The organism is Cohnella abietis, from assembly GCF_004295585.1.
Lineage (GTDB): Bacteria > Bacillota > Bacilli > Paenibacillales > Paenibacillaceae > Cohnella > Cohnella abietis.
The window spans coordinates 2726631-2745986 of the sequence record NZ_AP019400.1 but is presented as its reverse complement, the minus strand read 5'-3'; the positions used below and the strand labels follow the sequence as shown (position 1 = coordinate 2745986).

General features: G+C 39.9%; 17 protein-coding genes. 2 read left to right on the top strand and 15 right to left on the bottom strand.

Annotated features, from left to right (window positions below; all coding sequences use genetic code 11):
* Positions 1 to 3: 3 nt before the first annotated feature.
* The 12 genes from KCTCHS21_RS11525 to KCTCHS21_RS11470 form a co-directional block, all read right to left on the bottom strand.
* The gene (locus KCTCHS21_RS11525; RefSeq protein ID WP_232058238.1) at positions 4 to 942 is read right to left on the bottom strand and encodes a carbohydrate kinase family protein; all 939 of its coding nucleotides are present in this window, start codon (positions 940 to 942) and stop codon (positions 4 to 6) included.
* A gap of 31 nt (positions 943 to 973) precedes the next feature.
* Positions 974 to 2005, bottom strand: a complete 1032-nt coding sequence (locus KCTCHS21_RS11520; RefSeq protein ID WP_232058165.1) for a LacI family DNA-binding transcriptional regulator — start codon at positions 2003 to 2005, stop codon at positions 974 to 976.
* A gap of 47 nt (positions 2006 to 2052) precedes the next feature.
* Complete coding sequence (locus tag KCTCHS21_RS11515; protein WP_232058164.1) at positions 2053 to 2868, bottom strand: carbohydrate ABC transporter permease; 816 nt, start codon at positions 2866 to 2868, stop codon at positions 2053 to 2055.
* Between the two features lie 17 nt (positions 2869 to 2885).
* Complete coding sequence (locus KCTCHS21_RS11510; RefSeq protein ID WP_130607840.1) at positions 2886 to 3770, bottom strand: carbohydrate ABC transporter permease; 885 nt, start codon at positions 3768 to 3770, stop codon at positions 2886 to 2888.
* Between the two features lie 88 nt (positions 3771 to 3858).
* Complete coding sequence (locus KCTCHS21_RS11505) at positions 3859 to 5145, bottom strand: extracellular solute-binding protein (RefSeq protein WP_130607838.1); 1287 nt, start codon at positions 5143 to 5145, stop codon at positions 3859 to 3861.
* Positions 5146 to 6104: 959 nt separating this feature from the next.
* On the bottom strand, positions 6105 to 6641 hold the full coding sequence (locus KCTCHS21_RS11500) for a hypothetical protein (protein WP_179952671.1): 537 nt from the start codon (positions 6639 to 6641) through the stop codon (positions 6105 to 6107).
* 169 nt (positions 6642 to 6810) lie between these two features.
* Positions 6811 to 7632: an enoyl-CoA hydratase/isomerase family protein gene (locus KCTCHS21_RS11495; RefSeq protein ID WP_130607836.1), complete on the bottom strand. Its 822-nt coding sequence runs from the start codon at positions 7630 to 7632 to the stop codon at positions 6811 to 6813.
* Positions 7633 to 7657: 25 nt separating this feature from the next.
* On the bottom strand, positions 7658 to 8986 hold the full coding sequence (locus tag KCTCHS21_RS11490) for an MFS transporter (protein WP_232058163.1): 1329 nt from the start codon (positions 8984 to 8986) through the stop codon (positions 7658 to 7660).
* Positions 8987 to 9097: 111 nt separating this feature from the next.
* Positions 9098 to 9718 (bottom strand): cysteine hydrolase family protein, encoded by a 621-nt coding sequence (locus KCTCHS21_RS11485; protein ID WP_130607832.1) that lies wholly within the window; start codon positions 9716 to 9718, stop codon positions 9098 to 9100.
* A gap of 75 nt (positions 9719 to 9793) precedes the next feature.
* A complete protein-coding gene (locus tag KCTCHS21_RS11480) occupies positions 9794 to 10744 on the bottom strand; it encodes an aldo/keto reductase (RefSeq protein WP_130607830.1) in 951 nt (316 codons plus the stop codon).
* Positions 10745 to 10873: 129 nt separating this feature from the next.
* Positions 10874 to 11446, bottom strand: coding sequence for a TetR/AcrR family transcriptional regulator (locus tag KCTCHS21_RS11475; RefSeq protein WP_130607828.1), 573 nt, complete (start codon positions 11444 to 11446; stop codon positions 10874 to 10876).
* Between the two features lie 354 nt (positions 11447 to 11800).
* Positions 11801 to 12232 carry an organic hydroperoxide resistance protein gene (locus KCTCHS21_RS11470; RefSeq protein WP_130607826.1) on the bottom strand — a complete coding sequence of 144 codons (432 nt, stop codon included), beginning with the start codon at positions 12230 to 12232 and terminating at the stop codon, positions 11801 to 11803.
* Between the two features lie 339 nt (positions 12233 to 12571).
* Here KCTCHS21_RS11470 and KCTCHS21_RS11465 point away from each other — a divergent pair, with 339 nt between their 5' ends.
* Both KCTCHS21_RS11465 and KCTCHS21_RS11460 read left to right on the top strand, forming a co-directional pair.
* Complete coding sequence (locus KCTCHS21_RS11465; protein WP_130607824.1) at positions 12572 to 13186, top strand: cysteine hydrolase family protein; 615 nt, start codon at positions 12572 to 12574, stop codon at positions 13184 to 13186.
* An 86-nt stretch (positions 13187 to 13272) separates the two neighbouring features.
* Positions 13273 to 13821, top strand: a complete 549-nt coding sequence (locus KCTCHS21_RS11460) for a hypothetical protein (RefSeq protein ID WP_130607822.1) — start codon at positions 13273 to 13275, stop codon at positions 13819 to 13821.
* Between the two features lie 797 nt (positions 13822 to 14618).
* On the opposite strand, the gene KCTCHS21_RS30885 is transcribed toward KCTCHS21_RS11460, so the two are convergent.
* The 3 genes from KCTCHS21_RS30885 to KCTCHS21_RS11450 form a co-directional block, all read right to left on the bottom strand.
* Positions 14619 to 14789, bottom strand: coding sequence for a hypothetical protein (locus KCTCHS21_RS30885; protein WP_157994022.1), 171 nt, complete (start codon positions 14787 to 14789; stop codon positions 14619 to 14621).
* Positions 14790 to 14919: 130 nt separating this feature from the next.
* Positions 14920 to 17316, bottom strand: a complete 2397-nt coding sequence (locus KCTCHS21_RS11455) for a hypothetical protein (protein ID WP_130607820.1) — start codon at positions 17314 to 17316, stop codon at positions 14920 to 14922.
* Entirely contained in the window at positions 17288 to 19054 is a 1767-nt protein-coding gene (locus KCTCHS21_RS11450; RefSeq protein ID WP_130607818.1) for an NACHT domain-containing protein, read from the bottom strand. The genes KCTCHS21_RS11455 and KCTCHS21_RS11450 overlap by 29 nt, the downstream gene beginning before the upstream one ends.
* Positions 19055 to 19356 lie beyond the last annotated feature (302 nt).

The following is a 19356-nucleotide window of genomic DNA, read 5'->3' as shown; positions in this document are numbered from 1 at the left end:
TGACTAGACGGCATGCTGCGTATTTTGATGACTGCTAATAAATTGTTCGAGTTGGTCGTAAGTCGGTGTGTTCGTGCTCCCGCCGAATGCGCTCACGGAAAGTGCCCCACAGGCATTACCGTATCTCATACTAGTTTCGACATCTTTGCCAGACAAGAATCCAAATAAATACCCTGCGTTAAAGGAATCTCCAGCTCCCGTCGTATCAACAGCTTCAACCGAATAACCCGGAAGGCGTTTGATAATCCCGTTTTTTACGGAAATGGCCCCTTCTTTCCCCAGTTTGACTACGACATGGCTGCAATATTCACTCATGTATCTCAGACTATCTTCTACGTTTTCCATCCCTGTATAATGAAAACACTCGGTCTCATTCATCAAGAAAACGTCAAAATACTTCATTAATTCGAATACTCCTCTATCCCATTTGCCGGAATCATCCCATCCTACATCGCAGGACAATGTAACTCCATTGTCCTTAAGCGACTTTACCAGCTGTATATATTGCTCATGATTTCGTTCCCCTTTGTAACCGGTCAAATGTACGTGGCTACCTTGGGCAATTTGCTCTATATCCAAGTTATCGAACCGAAGCTCCATATTGGATCCCCAATAAGTAATGAAGGAACGATCCGAGCCCGGATTAAAGGCAATCGAGATGCCTGTATTGTGCTCTTTGCTTGTTTTTATCATTGTGGTATCGATACCATATTCGGCAAAGCGATCCCTAATATATTGGCCGTGGTTGTCATCGCCCAACACGCCGTTAAATGCGACTCGAGTTCCTAGCTTCGCAAGTGAGACCGCGAATAACGCGGCTCCCCCGCCTACGTGCATTGCAATATTATCGACTAAGATCTCCTGGCCAGGTTGAGGAACTTCATTATACCCCGGCACGACGAGATCGATATTAGCATCGCCAATTACAACAGCATCGAACATTTTCAATTCGTTCTCCTTCTTCCGATACCTATTATGTTTGATCCTCTCTGTTGACGTATTTCTTGCAGCTGTCACGTATGACTAACATGTGCTTTAGAATGACGTCATCTTTAAGGGTCGCATTGTTGCCTGAAATCAAATCGAGAAGCTTAAGCACGGTTATTTTCCCCATCTCTAAGATAGGCTGCTCCATGGATGACAATCGCGGACGAACCTGCTCCGTTAATTGGCTACCATCGAACCCGATAACGGATATATCACCCGGAACCGATAATCCATAATCACTAATGCAGTTCATGGCTCCGACAGCCATATCGTCACTTACTGCGAATACCGCCGTCGGGCGGGTTCGGCAAGCTAAAATTTCCTTCATCATGTCGTAACCGCTACGCGTTTTGTAATCGCCAAACTTAATGTGAGCTTCTACTTGTTCGATTCCGAAATCGGACAAGGCGTGAACAAAACCGAAATAGCGGTTCTGACCCGATGTCACGTCGTTCATGTCGCCCCCGATAAAACCGATGCGCGAATGTCCGAGATCGATTAAGTGTCTCGTTGCATCATATGCTGCCGAATAATCGTCGATGATTACGGAAATGAAAGGCTGATCCTTTGGTTTTACGCTTGAGAAGATGATAGGTATCCCCAGCTTCATTATCATTTCGCGTATTTCTTCGTTTATTTTCTCATGCATGATAATAATGCCATCGACACGCATCTCTTTGAACACTTGCAAGTATTTAAGCTCTTTATCTGTATCTTCGATGATGTTGCATACCAAAAGATTATAGTCGTTCAGGCTCGCGGTTTTCTCGATCGTGCTAAGGATCGTGGAATAGAAGCTCGAAGTAACATCAGGGACAATCACCCCAATAAGATTCGTTTTCCTACGGACGAGACTTCTAGCAATATGACTTGGCGAGTAACCAAGATCGTCTATCGCCTTTTGAACCCTAGCTTTCAAATCGTCCTTGACGTACTTCTCTCCGTTTAGTACTCTCGAAACCGTCGTAACGGAAACACCCGCGTACTTGGCGACATCCTTAATCTTCGGCGCCATCATCGTCACCCTGCTTTCATAATTGCTGAAACTGTTTTTTTAGTTTTTTTCTAGCTTTTGACCGCCCCTTCCATAATTCCCGCAATAAATTGACGGCTTACAACTAGGAAGAAAACGATTACTGGCAGGGTGGCCAAAAGCGTTCCGGTCATAACCATGGAATAGTCACCGGTATGAACTGATTTTAATTGTTGCAACGCTAACATTAAAGTAAATTTTGAAGTATCTGTCAATACGATCAAAGGCCACAGATAATCTTCCCAGACTCCCATGAAGGTCGTAATGGCAAGAAAAGCAAGCGCTGGCCGAAGAATAGGTAAAGCAATCCGCCAATATAATCCGAACTTGGTGCACCCATCTATGCGACCGGCTTCGAGCAAATCGTCATGGATAGCTAACGCATATTGTCTAATCCAGAAAATCCCGAACGCGCTTGCCATGCCCGGAACGATCAGAGCTTTATAGCTTCCTAGCCATCCAATCTCTTTAATAATAATAAACTGCGGAACTAGCAGCATTTGGGCCGGGATCATCATCGTTGCCATCATTAAATAGAAGAGCACCTTGGATCCCGGGAATTTGAATTTCGAGAAAGTAAATCCCGTCAATGAATTGAAAAACAATTGCAGTACACAGCTAGTGATCGCGATGAAAAGGGTGTTGAACAGCGCGCGATAAAAATTGATGTTATCCATGACGTGATGATAATTCACCAAGAAATAGTCCCCAAACACCAATTTAGGAGGAAAAGAAAAGATTGCGCTCGTTTCATTCGTCGCCATAACCGCTAGCCAGTAAAACGGGAATATCGAAAATATAACACCGATTAACAAAAAAGTATGCACGAATATCTTTTTTGCTGTCATTTTTATGCTCCTTTTCATCAATCGTCAGACTTATTGAAGAGCTTCCAGTTCAAAACGGATATGAGTCCGATAATGACGAACAGAACCCACGAGACTGCAGCCGCATATCCATAGTTCTGATAAACGAAGCCTTCCCGGAACATGTAGAGTACGATCGTTTCAGATCCCGGATACGGAGATTGATTACCCGCGAGCACCTGAGGCTCGGTAAAAATCTGGAATCCCCCGATCGTCGACATCATAACCGAAAACAATATGATCGAGCGAAGCATCGGTAAAGTAATCTTTGTAAAGGTCTGGAACATCGTCGCCCCATCGAGATTCGCCGCTTCATACAAATCCTTAGGAATTCTTTGCAATCCTGAGAGATAGATGATGGCATTATAGCCCAAGTATCTCCAGGCGATCATAAGCGCAATAACAACACGGACTCCAGTGCTGGAATTGAACCAAGCTATTTTATCCAACCCTAGCTTCTCAAGGAAGAAGTTGATCAGTCCGTACTCGTTCCCGAACATGGACTGAAATATAATGACAACCGCGACCATGGCCGTTATATTCGGAAGAAAAAAAGCGATTCTGAAAAATCCTTTGAATTTTACGATCGACAGATTAATGACGTAGGCAATAACCAAAGCGCATACAAGCATAGGACCGTTAGCCAACAACCAAATCGCGATATTATTGATCATAGCTTGCCAGAAATTCGGATCGTGAAACATATAATTAAAGTTGTTAAAGCCTACCGAAGACATACTCCCGATTCCGTCCCATTTGTGAAAGGAAAGATAGATCGAGAAGATAATAGGAAACACCGAAAAGACTAGGAACAAGATGTAAAATGGAGAAATAAACAGATAGAGCGTTCTGCTCTTGTATATTTCTTTTAAAAGGCCTCCCATATTAGTCCTCCGATAATCCGATGCGGTAGGGTACGCTTGGCGCCCCTGCCGCATCCTCTATTTTATTCCCTTATTGCGCAATTACCGATTAGCGCGAAAGCTGACGTTTAATTTGTTCTTGAGCATCTTTCCAAGCTTTTTCCGAATCTTTTTTCTGTGCGTCTACTGAGCCGAGTGCTTTCGTAATTTCGTTGAATACCATGTCGTCCCTCGTATCCGTATGAGCTACTTTAACATCCTTGGCTGCATCGGCGAATACGGTGCTCAGATCTTGATTCCCAAAGAACGCATTTTCATTTACCATTTCCGGCTTTGTGTAAATTTCTGGAGTTGAAGGATAGTTGCCAAAATCCTTATAGCCAGCAATTAAATTTTCGGGGCTTACGAGGAATTTAATGACCTCATATGCTTCTTTCGGGTATTTCGATGATTTCAAGATACCCATGAACGAACCGCCTTGATTGCCCACACCGCCCGGTGGGTAAGCGATATTCCACTTCCCTTTCGTATCCGGTGCTGCCGCGATTACGTCTCCGACTGCCCATGATGCTCCCGAGAAGGAAGAGATTTTACCGTTGTTCATTGCTGCGTTTTTCTCGGAGTCGCTTGAGAAAGGAAACGTCAAACCAGCTTGATAAGCTTTAACCGACGAATCCCAAGCACTCTTGATATGCGCTTGATCACCGATATATTTTCCGTCTAGATCGAAGAAAGATTGATCGATTTGTCCGAGAAGGCTTCTGAAAATATCAACGACTGTCCCCGATTGCGATCCCGTCTCGTCTTTAACTTTCTTGAGAAGATTAAAGTAGTCATCCCACGTTTTCACTTGAGTCTTGAATTCTTCAGGCGTGCTTGCCACACCGGCTTTCTTAAACAGATCGCTTCGATAGTAAAGTACAACTGGAGCAACGTCTATTGGCAACGCGATTAAATATTTGTCGTCAGAAGTTGCACCCATTTTCCATTTCCAATCCAAGTATTGAGATTGAATGTCTCGTGCCCCTTGATCGTACAAATTTACGAATTTTTCGTTATAGCTTAACATCGTAGAAATCCAACTATCCATCGTGACAATATCAGGACCACTGCCGCCGCCCGTAATTGTTGTTTTTAGTTTCGTTAAGAAATCACCACCGGATGGAAGCTTTTCCGCTTGAAGGTCGATATTCGGAAACTTCGCCTTAGCAGCCTCGATCGTTGAATCAGAGATCGCACCATTCCAGTACCACATCTTTAATTTAACTTTCCCATTCGTAGCGTTTTCATTTCCATTGCCGCTAGAGCTAGCATTGTTTGAATTTTGGCCACATCCCGTTAGGGCAAGGATTACTAAAATAGCTAGCAACGCAATAGTCAAGGATTTAATCTTCATGATGTTGTTCCCCCCGATGAAAAATGTTTAGAGCACAGTACTTTGCCAAACTCGATACATTAATGCTTCCCATTTTCAGTGAGTCATTCGCTTAAAGACATCACTTTTTATTGACGTTTACCACCACCTTCGCAAAAGATTAAGAGTAGATCATTTTTAAGTTTCTCTAGTGACAACAACCATATGGTATCGATTCCATATTTACACATGTTTTTGGTTGTTTTCTCTTAGCTCGTAATAACTTGATTGCAGTATCCGATTTAATGACGCGGGGTCTTCCTCAAATACTCAATCCATGTGAATATGGAATCGATACCATAAAACTGTTTTGTTATCGCTTTCAGTAACATGTGTAAAGTATAGTCTCAACCAGCTCTTTTTACAATAGCAATTTTGATTTGTGTTTATTAACAAAAATTAATTCTATTCCGTAGTGGGTAATAGTCACTATATTCCGACCAAATAAACTATCGAAGGACCTAGAGATACCGCTTTCGAACTAGTGCTAAGGAAGATAGAGCTAACGAAAATAGAGCTAACGAACCCATTAACTCTTAATCGCACAAAATGTGATGGTTTTTTATCGAACTCTAGACACCTTACTTCCAGAAAAGCAGCTCCCTTCCCCCTATATATGACTCAATAAAGCCACTGAGATTCGTTAGAAAAAATAAGTAGTCATTTTATCGATAATAAGAACTATACGATTCGTTAGCCGCCGGCACATTCAATAGCGTTTCCCTTCCCTTCAAATGCACCCCCTAGATGTCACCGTAATAAGCATGGATTTTTCCAATACCTACTCTAGGGGGTACACATGTTGAAAAGACCATTGAAGAACTGGCGAATTTGGTTCTACATGGCTGTTCTCTTCATTATTATGAGTTCCTTGCGTAATCACCAGGTTTAATCTAAATACAAGTTCAATGTTATTGGTCTTTCCGGGCTATTGGATGCAATCATCCACGCGCAGCTCGTGCGATGCTTTCCGCAAAAAGCGGCGTTTCGCGTCCGTTGTGATCCTCTACGATTTTTTGTCGGTCCTTCGCGACCTGTTCGAACGTGAGTCCCTGACTCTCGATGATTCTTAAAAAATCCTCGGTAGGATGTGATCTTACAGAATTCGTAAATTCTGTCTGATTGTCATTGACGGGCTTTACACTAAGCTCCCATATGACTTGCATTTGCGTTCTTCCGTTTGTAAGGAAGATATCGGATGTAGAGACCATCCGGCAAAAATCTTCATTGACGACCTCTCCAACATAATGCTGTACTGCGAGACTGGTGCCGATTGTCTCTACGTTGATGGACATTGGACGACCGTCTTCCGTCGTGGTAGCGCCTACCGCAATATGGTCTGGGGAACAGCATTGTTGATATTCAGCATCGGAAAGCGAAAATATCCATTTCCCAATATTGACTTTCTCAACAGGGACGTCGATAACATGGCTACAGACTGATTGAGTTAGCGTAAGGTCTTGGCGTATCCCTGACAATTGAAAACCTCCTTATTTTACTTTCAGGTCTACGTTATTATGAGGTTGCCTATGCAGGTTTTATTCAAGACCTTAGACAGTTGCTATGCTTGGAGCATCATTAGGAAAAGAAGACGAAAGCCTTGCTTCGCTATTTCTAGATTTTGATCTTGTACAGTTATATTGACTATTATTCCAAATTTCCAACATGCTGACCTAAGTGAAGCTCGAAATCACCTGGTTTGCCAAGACCGCGTGCAAAGGCAGTCGACACTTTTTTCTGCGTGTTTGCTGACATCGCTCCCGTGATAAAGACTGTTCGAGATTCCAGTATTTCCTCGGCTTCAGGAACTCCGGTCCGATTAAGAAGCTTCTTCGCATCATGTAGCGCAAGTTTATCAAATGACGATATTCTGCGAGCGAAATTTTCCACAAAAACGTTTAATTCTGCATCAGGAACAGCTCTGTTAATCCATCCATAACGTTCTGCTGTCTCCGCATCGAAATCATCGGCGTTAAGAACAATTTCAAGTGCCCGAGCACGACCCACCAAACGAGCCAAAGCCTCGTTGGCACCTCCCCCAGGTACGACGCCGATACCGACCTCAGGCTGTCCAAAGATTGCCTTCTCCTTGCTTGCGAATCGCATATCGCAGGCCAACACAAACTCACTACCGACTCCCCGTGCACGCCCTCGAATTTCAGCAATGGTAATAACCGAGGTTCTGTATAGTCTCGAGACGAAATCAATCCAGGCCGGAAACTCGATTTCCTTTGGTGTTGGTTGTTTTTCACCAGCTCGCGCCATATCGTAGTGGGCAATGAAATATTCAGGATCGGCGCTATCAAAAACAACGACCTTCAAATCAGGATCTGTCTCGATTTGATCCATAAGTGTTAACAACTCGAAGATTGTATCCGGATCAAGGAGATTTATAGGCGGATTATGAAAAGTAATTCGCCAAAAAGCAGGTGTTTTTCGATTGATTGTAAATTGGTTGTATGTGTGCATAGTCACTTCTCCATTTTTTATTGTTTTAGGTACTTCTTGCCTCATTGTCAGGTAAGGAAGTAACTTGCCGATTTGATAGAAAATACCGAAATAGTACGAATAAAGAACAAATACTTACTGCTATCAAGGCGGCGTACACATACTCATATGCATGAGCAAGTGAATACTTCTTTTGATTGTCAAGCAGTATGCCGCAAACCGCAACGGAAAACGAACCGCCGAAAAACTGAATGAGTTGCATAAAACCCATGCCGGAACCAATCAAGTTGGATGGCAAGATGCGAGATGTTTCATTATTTAATGATGATAACGATGCAGAAGCTGCAGGAGAGAAGAATAAGTACCCAACCAAGATGACGACCGGCGATGTGCCGATAATCTTCCAAAATACAAACAAAACCAAGGCTAAAATGACATGTCCTAATATTAGGACGCGCATATTTCCGTACCGATCAATCCAGCGCCCGACAAAGCGCGCTAGAAAGGCTGATAAAATTGCGCCAGGCGCAATCGTAAGACCGATGATCAGCGGCGAATCCCTGAATAGATTAGCAAGTACCAACGGCATGATAAACAAATTTCCGAGATTCAGCACCAGGATGCTGAAGCCGACAAATAGCAGTTTTCGATACATCGGTTCCGCGAAGAGTTTCGGGTTGATGAAAGATTCATTACTTCGTTTTAGAGCCCATGTATGGACAGCGATCGATATGATTCCAACTGCTAGCCAAAAGAATGATCGCTGCGTGACGGCAGTCAGAATCGACACAGCGTTGGCAACGGTCAGGACAGCGCCCAGCATATCAAACCGGAATGGCTTTGGTTGCTCTTTGGGGAGCAGCCTCAGTAAAACTGGAAGAAGCACAAGCACAAGGCTCGTGACGCCGAATAACCCCTTCCAGCCGATATATTCGGTGATCAGCCCTCCGACAATAGGCCCTAGACCGAATGCCGTCGCTGATCCTGCCGAGATCATAGAGATCGCTCGGCCTCGTCTTTCATAAGGAATATACCGGCTGGCGATAACTAGACCGAGTCCGGCAGTCACACCTGCGCCGGCAGACTGCGCAATTCGAGCAGCCAGTAGAGCTTGAAAATTTTCCACAAAAACGCCGAAGACAGATGCGAGACCCAATATCACTAGTCCAACCGATAACAGTCTTCGGATCGACAGTACGTCGGAGAGCCTACTGTAAATCATGGTCGATAAGGCATAGCCAATTGAGTAACTTGAAATAATCCATGAACCGAGAGACGCCGAAATACCAATATCTCCAATAATGCTCGGAATAGAGACATTAAACATCGTCGTGTTCATTAGGACGATGAACAGCCCGAAGGTCCATACCGGCATTACAACCTTGTCGTTCATGTCGAGACCCGTCCTATCTATAGCTGCATTTTGAGTTGTTGATTATCGTTTGTATACTTCTTTACTTAATTCTCGTAAAAGCCAGCAATAAATTTATGCTTTTAGTTTGGCAAGAAGTTCTTCTGTTGTGAGTATGGCATGTGCAAATGTAGGGCCGTTAATTTCGTGTGCCGCATGCAGCGCCTCTTTTGTAAAAGCTGATGTCGCATCTTTGACAAGCGTAACATGGTAGCCAAGCTCCATGCCGAATCTTGCGGTCGCTTCTATGCATGTATTGGCTAACATGCCGACAACGATAATTTTTTGTACGCCATGCATCTTAAGCTGATGATCCAAATCCGTGTTCGCGAATCCACTGCTCCCCCAATGCTCTTTAATAATCACATCGTCTTGTTGAGGCTGGAAATCGGGATGGAATTCCCCTCCCCATGAATTTTTAGCAAACACCTGACCTTGTTTTGCTTTCAGTTGATAAGGCGTCGGATGCAGCCAAGAGTCGAAATCATTCGGCTCAGATCTGTGATGAGGCACATAAAAAACACGAATGCCGGCTTTACGAGCACCTTCAACGGTCTCTCTTAAATGTTTGATCATGTCTACGGATTCCGATACTTCTTTCGTTCGAGGATAAAGTTTGCCCTCCTCTGACAAAAAATCGTTATAGGGATCAACTAATAGAAGCCCTGTCGTTGTTTTATCGTAAACGTTTGTCATGGGTATGCACTCCTTTTTGATGTTATCAATAGTATTTAATTCTTGATTGTTACTCAGAGCAATTAATTAACAAATTTAGATCATGTTATTTTCCCATGCTCCTCGAATTTCCACATCTGTTGACTTCGCTGCTCGCTCCAATTTTTCAATTTCATTATTTGTCAACTTGATGTCAATGGCAGCAACGGCGCTGGCGATATGCGATTGTTTCGTCACGCCGATAATCGGTACTGTTCCCTTGGCGATTGCCCAGGCAATGGCGATTTCAGCAGGTTGAACAAGATGCCGGTTTCCGATTTCTCTCATCAGCTCTAACAGATTCTCAATCTTGACAAATACCTCTTTATGAAAGGCGTCCCCTCTTCGAGTTCCCGCCTTTAAGGGATTCTGAGCATGATATTTACCAGTTAATGCCCCTTGCTCCAATACCATATAGGAGAAAAAGATCAAATCATTGGCATTGCAATACTCAATTATGCCGGCTTCTTCTGAAGAACGGTAAAGCAGGCTGTAATGATTTTGAACGGCTGAGAGCTGGAGCCCCTCTTGAGCCAAAATGTCCGCCGCGAGCTTAATCTCATCCAAATTATGATTGGATACGCCTGCGTACTTGATTTTTCCGCTTTTCATTAACGGGATCAGTTTTGGAGTCCAGCGCTGAACGTCTTTCGGATTGTGGATCCAATAAATATCAGCGTGATTTGTTTGAAGCCGCTGCAAGCTTCCTGCGAGGGATTCTTCAAGATCATCATCTGACTGCTCGCTGCTAGGCGTGAATTTAGTTGAGATCAAGACGTCATCTCTTCCTTGAATAAACTTTCCTAGAATTGTTTCCGAAGCGCCCATGCCGTAAACCGCGGCCGTGTCCCAAAGATTCAATCCGGCGTCCATTGCCGCATTGAATATGGGTTTTAAATCCTCGGACATCAGATCATTTCCAAAAACCGCGTCCCCTCCATTGGCGCCGGTTCCCCAAGACCAAGTACCGAGAGCAATAGCCGGGATATGTGTGTTTTTTAGCTTCATGGTACACCTCTCCTTTTAAAAGTAAGGTCAAAACTTACACGCAAATCATCTTGCTCTTTAATAATCACATCGTTCTTCTGAGGTTGAAAATCAGGATGAAATTCTCCACCTAAAAACATAAAAATATCATCATTTTAAAATAGACATATTCATTTCAATAATTTGGCTTAATTTTCCCCTGTCTGTTACAGTTTTAACCATAACGCGAAGCCCGATCAGTGCATTGTTAAAATATTGAGAAAGCCATTCCGCGTTGAGTGTCTTGGAAAGTTCGCCCGATTGTTGACCTTCTATGATTAGGTCAAATATTAATTGTTCCGTATAGTCCCAGAACTGCTGAACACAATCTCTTACCTCTGAGTCATGTTTGGCCAACTCAACCGCGGTATTCACTATAAAGCAGCCCACAGGAGACTCCTCACCCGGTTGAATTGCCCTTTCAAACAGCATTCTGATTGCTTCTCTGGTAGAAAGGCCTGCTATGCGAAGCTTATACGATTGCTCAAGCCTTTCGCTATAGCGTTTCAATGCTTTAATATACAAGGATTTCTTATCGCCAAAGGTATCATACATGCTCCCTTTGTGAACCCCCATGTGTGATACTAGTTCCTGCATGGTGGTTTTCTCATACCCTTGTTCCCAGAATAACCGCATGCCTTTAAGCAAAACGGCATCTTGATCAAACTCCTTTGTCCTGACCATCCATAACCCTTCCTTCAATGAAAATTTAGCGAATAAAGAACGATCGGTAAAGAATAATCAGGAACGACCGTTCTTTAATGAATGTGTGTGTGTCCTTTCGACAATTAATTTAGCACTTTAAGAACGAGCGGTCAAGAATAAATTTGAACGACCGTTCTTGAATGATTGTTTTCATCGGTCTTGCGACGACTGACCCATTTAGTACAACTGACTTTTTGAACCTTTTCAAAATTAAAATAATCAATCTAAAAAACGATCATTCGTAAATATTTCGAATGATCGTTTTTTAATTTTGAAACCATTGAACCTCGATGTTTTGCAATTATATCAGGCTCTGCAAACCATGCACAGAAATTAACCTACCACGTTCGTGATGACTTCGATATTACCGCGAGTTGCTCGGGAATAAGGGCAAACATCGTGGGCTTCCTCGACGATTTGTTTCGCGACGCTCGTTTCTACATTCTTAATAGAGATGTCCATAAATACTGATAACACAAAGTTATCGTTTGCATCCTTGCCAATCGTAACACTCGACGTTATTTTTATGCCTTCAGATTTGATTTTCTTTTTTCTCAGAACAACGCCCATCGCACCTTCAAAACATGCGGCAAATCCGGCTGCGAACAGTTGCTCTGGGTTCGTTCCGTGTCCGCCGGGCCCCCCTAATTCCTGGGGGATTTTCAGGTCCACATCAAGGGCACCATCGCTGGATACCGCTTTGCCTGCCCTTCCGCCTTCTACTATTACGGTAGCTGTGTACAATTTATTTTCCATTTTATCCATTTCCCAGTTCTCCTTTCAGCTCGGCTGAGGGACATACCGATTTGATATTGTAAAAAGTAAAATGGGCTAGGACTCGCCACTCTAGTTTCCCACACGCCGTCAATTCCATCCATGACGTGTAGTCGCAGACGCTACCCGTACTTCTTATAATCTAATGCTCAGAATAACTTTGAACGGCTCATTCTTGATCTTATGTTCCGACCTTCGCCGGGTATCCGATAGGGAGCATTTTTTCCGTGGAAAATTACGCTCCGATGCGATATTCCGCATAAAGCATAGTCAATTGACGAATCTTATAACGAAATTTACTTCCGATTGTAAAGTGAGGAATGTTGCCTAATGACAAAAACCTACGGTAAAGAAATTACGGGCTTATTATTAGTTGACCCCTATAATGATTTCTTATCTACTGAAGGTAAAGCTTATCCTCGTCACAAAGAAATATCAGAATCCGTAAACCTGCTTGAACATCTAAAAGCGATCGTTGATAGTGTTCGAAAAGTCGGCATTCGTGTTTTTTATGTTCCCCATCATCGATCTGAACCGAATGATTTCGATACTTGGTTGTATCCAAATCCCAATCAGGTCAGAGCAAAAAAATCGCAAATATTTGCAAAAGGTACTTGGGGTGGGGAATTTCATCCCGATTTTCAACCTCAAAAGGGTGACGTTATTATCAAAGAGCATTGGGCTAGCAGCGGATTTGCAAACACGGACTTGGATCATCAACTGAAAATGCATGGCTTACAAAAGGTTATCATTATCGGTTTATTAGCCAATACATGCATCGAAGCGACCGCTCGCTTCGGCATGGAACTTGGTTACCATGTCACGCTGGTTAAAGATGCTACAGCGGCTTATAGTCAAGAGGCTATGCACTCGGCGCATGAAGTTAATGGGCCTACGTTTGCTCACGCTATTGTAACAACTGAAGAACTTCTTGCTCAACTGTAAACGTTTCTACGAAGTACTGCATAAGGGGTCGAATCGGTAATTGGTTCCCGGGTGAAAAATATTACTTTAATGTAGGAGGCTTACTTATGTCCAATATTCGTGAAGACCTAACTCTCGCAAAATCGAGCTTCAGTCACATCATCGACGTTCCGGTGGAAAAAGTCGATATCGGACAATGGATATTTTCTCTTTCCGAAGCCGAATATCAACGTTGCTGTCCCCCGGACCATATTGCGGTAGGAACAACCAAGACAGAAGACGGACGTCCAATGTCGATAAACGTCGAGAAAATCGGTACCAGTCTCTCGATCCAGCATTATATCGGAGAGGTCGTCGAAAAGCACAAATGCCGGATGGTCTCCATGACCGATATCTTTATTTCGAACGAGCAACGAACCCAAATGAAAGTGATTTGGGAGCTTAGCGTAAAACCCGTCAACGCCGATCAAACCGAATATACGAATTCCGTGGTAACCCATCCGTCGGAACATTTATTGAGTATTTTCGAGAATCAGGGACTCACGTTTGAGCAGGCGTCCGCTTCCCGTCAAAAAATATCGGAAGATCACAACAGACGAGAGGCGCCTCTTTTTGCTGAAAGTATCGCACGCGCTGCACGTGGGGAATTGCATTAGATATTAAGAGCATAAGAGCCGAAGGGATTCAACTCCCATCGCTTTTCATTAAGTAAACTCATCCATTTTTGTTACATAATTTTCTTTAATTAAAAAGACTAAGAACCCACATAAGGGTATCCTAGTCTTTTTGTATTTATGAAATATCACATTTGTGATATTCCATAATTGATTAGAAAAAGGAGCCTTCAAAGTCGCATGGCTCCATTTTTGTTGTTTCATAATTCATTAGAATTTTGCAATTGTATAAGAAATATAGATAGTTTGTTCCTTAATTTGTTAGAAAAAAAATTTTTAATGTTCTTTATGTAGATGCATAATTATGCATTATTTACAAACTAAAACCAAACCATCACCGATTGAAGCTATAAAGTAACTTAACGAATATGTTAGCCTTATTAACAATAAAATCTTAAAGCCACATGGGGCGAACCAAAAATGAGCTGCCATGTCGCGGCAACTCTAAAAAATATAATCAATTTAAACCCACAGTTTAGCGTAACTTGTCCTGGATCAAAGAGCTTTACAGTTTCCCTAGACGAGGAATTTACTTATTGGAACAACCCATTAATAATATCTAAACCTCTACTATCCATAACATTAACTTTCGGAATCTCTTTAAGCGGTAAAAGTTCGACTAAATGAACCCCCGATTGAATATCAACCTATGCCAATAAGTAGTACCCGACATTGTTTGGTTTATTGATGAGTGTATTCCCATCTTTTAATAGGAAAGAAGCTTATTCATCTGCCTCTTCAACTGGCCTCACTCTTGTTTATCTCCTCTATTAGCGGTTTTAGCTCTTAAACAATGCAACTATAGCGACTATTAATCCGAGAACACCTGTAATTGCTCCAGTAAGACCGATAATATAGTTTCGTTTACTGTCTGAATTCATTTTCTTAAGTTCATTTTGAATCTCGCTAACACCATTAACCTCTTGTGTGAATTCTTTTATCCCCACCATTTATTCCCCCCTCATTTGCTTCCTTGATTAAACTCAACATTTTTTTATGCACACGTAAATATTCAACTGTTCCGAATAAATACGAAGGGCTTCTTGGTCCGGAACCAATATCCTCTGTGATTTATATTAATTACTCAACAATTAATCTACATCTTCTAATGTATTCATGTAAATTTTTCTGTTCGTTAAATAATAGGCTTATTAAATATTCTTTGCGTGGAATTATGTTTGTTCCCATTTTAGGCATTGGCATTAGCGCACGAAATCCATCGACATAAATTAAAGAGAACTTTTCTATTAATAACCCATTTAATATAATAGAGTGGTCAACTTTATAGGCTCTGGAATCCGGGTGATTAGTTGCCCAATCTTCATCAAAGGGATAGTTCCTATCTGTATCATTCCATATAATTTTGATATTTGAATTCCTCAAATAAATCATCTCATGTTTTTCTTCATGCATTATCCAATCATTCTTTATACTTGTGTAAACTAAATTAATTGATTTTAACATTTCATTTTCTTGATATTGATTAACCAAATAATATTCTTTACTCGGATAAACTAATGCTTTGGTTAGTGCAAACAATTGACGAATATACTTTCGAGCTAGTTCATCTTTTCCAAGTAGAGAAAAAGAAGCAATCATGTTCATTATACCGTTTCTTCCACCTTGCTCTATAATAAAATTAACTGCTTGATCTTTAGTATTATCGTCATCTAAAAGTATAGATGTAATTATGTGAAAATGTTTATTAAGGTTACTATAGTGATGTTCAGGAAAGCGGGATTTCTTCAATGTTTCAAACAGATGCGGCAACTCATTATTCACAGCTGTCTCAACTGATATAAGTGTTCTCCACAAATCACTTTTTGTATAATCTATCCCTTCCACTTTGCAATTGTAGTACTTATCGAGTTCTGTAATAGACACATCACTAACGACGGTAGTAACTGGATCAGTTGCAGTATCGCTGAATACATTTCTTGATTCCACATCATAAATATGCTCAAGTAGAGGTGAATCAGGGATACATAGTTCTAAAATGAATTTAAAATATTCCCATCTCCCGCCTTGATCTGTTGTGTCTTTCATAATATTCAACATTGCATATGTGTCACTTATCAGTATCGCTATTTCACTTTCATCGAACCAATCGTTTTGATATGCCAAATAAATACATCGTGGCAATATATAAGAGACCAAATCGTCTTTTCTAAAAGCTGGCCTATAGATACTATTATTCAGGGCTATCAACAGAAATTTATCGCTTGCAGCGATATCAAAACAAGAAACCATAGTTGCTAGTATATAGTTATTATCAGTATGCTCATCATAGTAAGATAACTGTTTTGATACTTGATTAACACTATCCATTAACATTTTGATATTTGTTATTCTTCTAAATAGATTTCTATTTTTCAAGCACACCGTGTATAAAACAGTGGTTAAAGAAATTACACTACTATAATTTAATAGTTTTCTAATAAACATTTTTATTTGAGTTTCATCAAAATCGAACTTTGCAATTATCTCTCCTATTAATTTTGAATTATTGTAAGAGAACCAATTATCATATATAAAATTATATTTTTTAATACAATTAAAAATTAAATCTAAAACACTAGATTTGTTCGTACTATAATCAATAATAATTTTTCTAATCTCAACACCAAGCGTATATTCACTAGAACATAGTCCCCCTTCCTTTCCTAACAATATTGCAATATAACTATTAGCCTCAATATTGTGTCCCCATGTTCCGTAATGATTTTTATTCATTTTGTTAAATCTATCTTCCAAAACATCATTTCTAAAGTTACTACCGATGAATAAATTACGCAGTATAATTGTATTGAGTTTATAGGGTTCTTTCTTACTTTGTTGTAAGGTATTCTTCAGAGTTTCTCGAAGTTTTATTAATTCTTCACTTTCACCAATGAATAAGTATAAATTTACTGTTTTCAGTAGTGTAAAACATAACACTTCTATATGTTCTACTCCCATTTTAGGAATAATATCTATAAGCTGATTCACAAATAGTTCAAGCCCTATTTCAAAAAAACCGGAAATTATGGCTGTATTATTGCGTGTATATGGATATATATAATCAAGTTCTGAGTCAATATTTTGTAATTTCATGGGCGCAATTTTTTTTGTGAAAATTTTATTGAATGAAGCGCCGTCCATTGCACAAATACAATACAAGTACGCACAAGGATTTTTTTCAGTTGCCTTTTGTATAAATACATCACTTAAATTATACTGAGTATTTAAAAAAGGGCGAATATCTTTATTCTGATTTATAAAATACTTTTTTACGAATTCCCAGTAATTATCTTGAGTAAGAAATGCCTTAATTGAAACTCCTTCATTGTTTAATAGGTATGTTAAATCGTATTCATTTTTTGTGGTAAGAAAATCTAATAAATTTTCAGACTGTAAATATGATTCGCTTCCAACTCCATAGTCAATTCGCTTGCCGATAAATTGATTTTTATATCCATACCAATAATCTTCTCCCAAGTACGCCTTCAAAAAAACGTAGAGCGAGATTTTTTAAAATATCTCTATTTTGAATACTTTCTTTCAACTCCTGAAGCAAAAAGATGTTAAGAATAAAATCTTTATCAGGCAAGAGTCCTAATTCCCTAAAAATAAAAGGATCGTTGTAGAAAATTCCCTTTAACTTCTTATACAAAAAATATTCATGATATCGTCTGTGCTTGTATGTATATATGTTCTGACTACTTTCAATATCTGCTACATCAAAGAACATTTCAGACAATGCCGTAATAATTAAATCTGTTTCTATATATGTTAAGCTCATATAAGTGGAATTAATGATATTCTGTAAATCATCGATTGAGATGTTTAAGCTTCGATGTTTTTGTAAAGATAACGAAACATTCTGGAGTATCTCTTCAATGCACATAGTTTTGACTTCTGGTAGGTTTAAGGTTGATAATTTGCTATAATTGTGAATTAATTGATCAGAAGTCTGGGAGATTAAGTCAATTTTAGTTGTTGATTCATCTACTATTTCAATTGTATTCCAAAGCAATTTAACAGAGAATATATCTTCTATTTCCATTAACAACTTTTGTATATAACTTTTAATCGTTTCATATTTTTCTTTTTTGGTTTCCACACCCTTTAGAGTAAAGTATTGATCTATAGTTCTTTGATCTAAGGCATTAATTTTGTATTTTTCAGGACGCATTTCTCTATATAAGTATGTTAAGTTAGGAGAGTTGAGTCTTGATGAAACAATAATAGAAGTTGTGGTAGCACGATTTTTTATATTTTTTATTGAGGATACAATTTTATCAAAATCATTAATATTCACTTCATCTAGTCCGTCGAAAAAATAAATGAATTTCTGACCATTATCTCCAAAGGCAATATTATAATCTTGCTGTCTGTGTCTTATGAGGGATTCCAAGTCGCCCACTACACACTCTCTTATCCTTATGAATACAGGTAATGCTACGCCTGTAAGATTTGCTGATTTTGAATAATTTTCTAAGAATTTCTCTGAACAATCCAAATACATTTTCTTCATAATTTCGGTTTTTCCTGTTCCTGCATAGCCAAGGAGAATGCTCAATTTATTGTTGAGAATCTCTTTTTGTGATTTACTTTGTTCATCTCCATTAATGGGTAACTCTAAGAAAGAGTTCGATTTTAAGAATGTCCTTTCTTCTACTGATATGGATGAGTCAATAAACGCAATTTCGTTTTGGGCAGAGAAATAAAGTCGGTATATATCAAGATTTCCAACTTCATTTAGAATTTCGGAAAAGTTTTCTTCCTTTATCCAGCGTAATGTTATATTGAGCTCTTTCGATTTTCTTTGAATTTTAACTCGGGATGTGTTTGAGCTACTATTAGCCAACTCTTCATCTGTACATTCTGGTTGAATATCAAGATTGGAGTAAATATATATCTCATTCAACCTTCCATTATATAGATTAAATGCTATTATTAAAGATTTATAAACCTGATTATAAAATGAAGTGGAGTTGTGACTTGTAGAATATTTGCATTGAAACCCATAAAATTTATCCCCCGAGTTGATTGGCTCGGTTTCTAATCCTGCTTGGTTATAATTTGCTGCAAAATCATATCCGCTGATTTGAAATTTTCGCATGAACAGATGTCTACACATTCTTTCAAATGCATCTTCTTTGTCTGCATTTTTAATATTAAACTTGTCCCAATTAACAGTAATCACAATATCACTCCTCATCCAAACATTCATTAGTTAACTTAACTCTAAGATTTCTTTGATAACATCCTCTCTACATGATAAATTCGATGCCATTCATAAAATATAGACAATATTTCGTTTACATTTTTGCATTCTTTTCCTACTAGCCTTTGAATCGTCATTTCAAGGTGAGATGTGCTTTTTTGGGTACGAATTCTGGTTACTCTTCGACCGACTTCTCCGACCCAATCAAATAAAGCATCGCAGTATAGAATGAAAAATAAGCATGCTGTCGCATTAAATACCATCTCTATTCAGAATTCAAGTGATTTGTAAGATGGACATTTAGATTG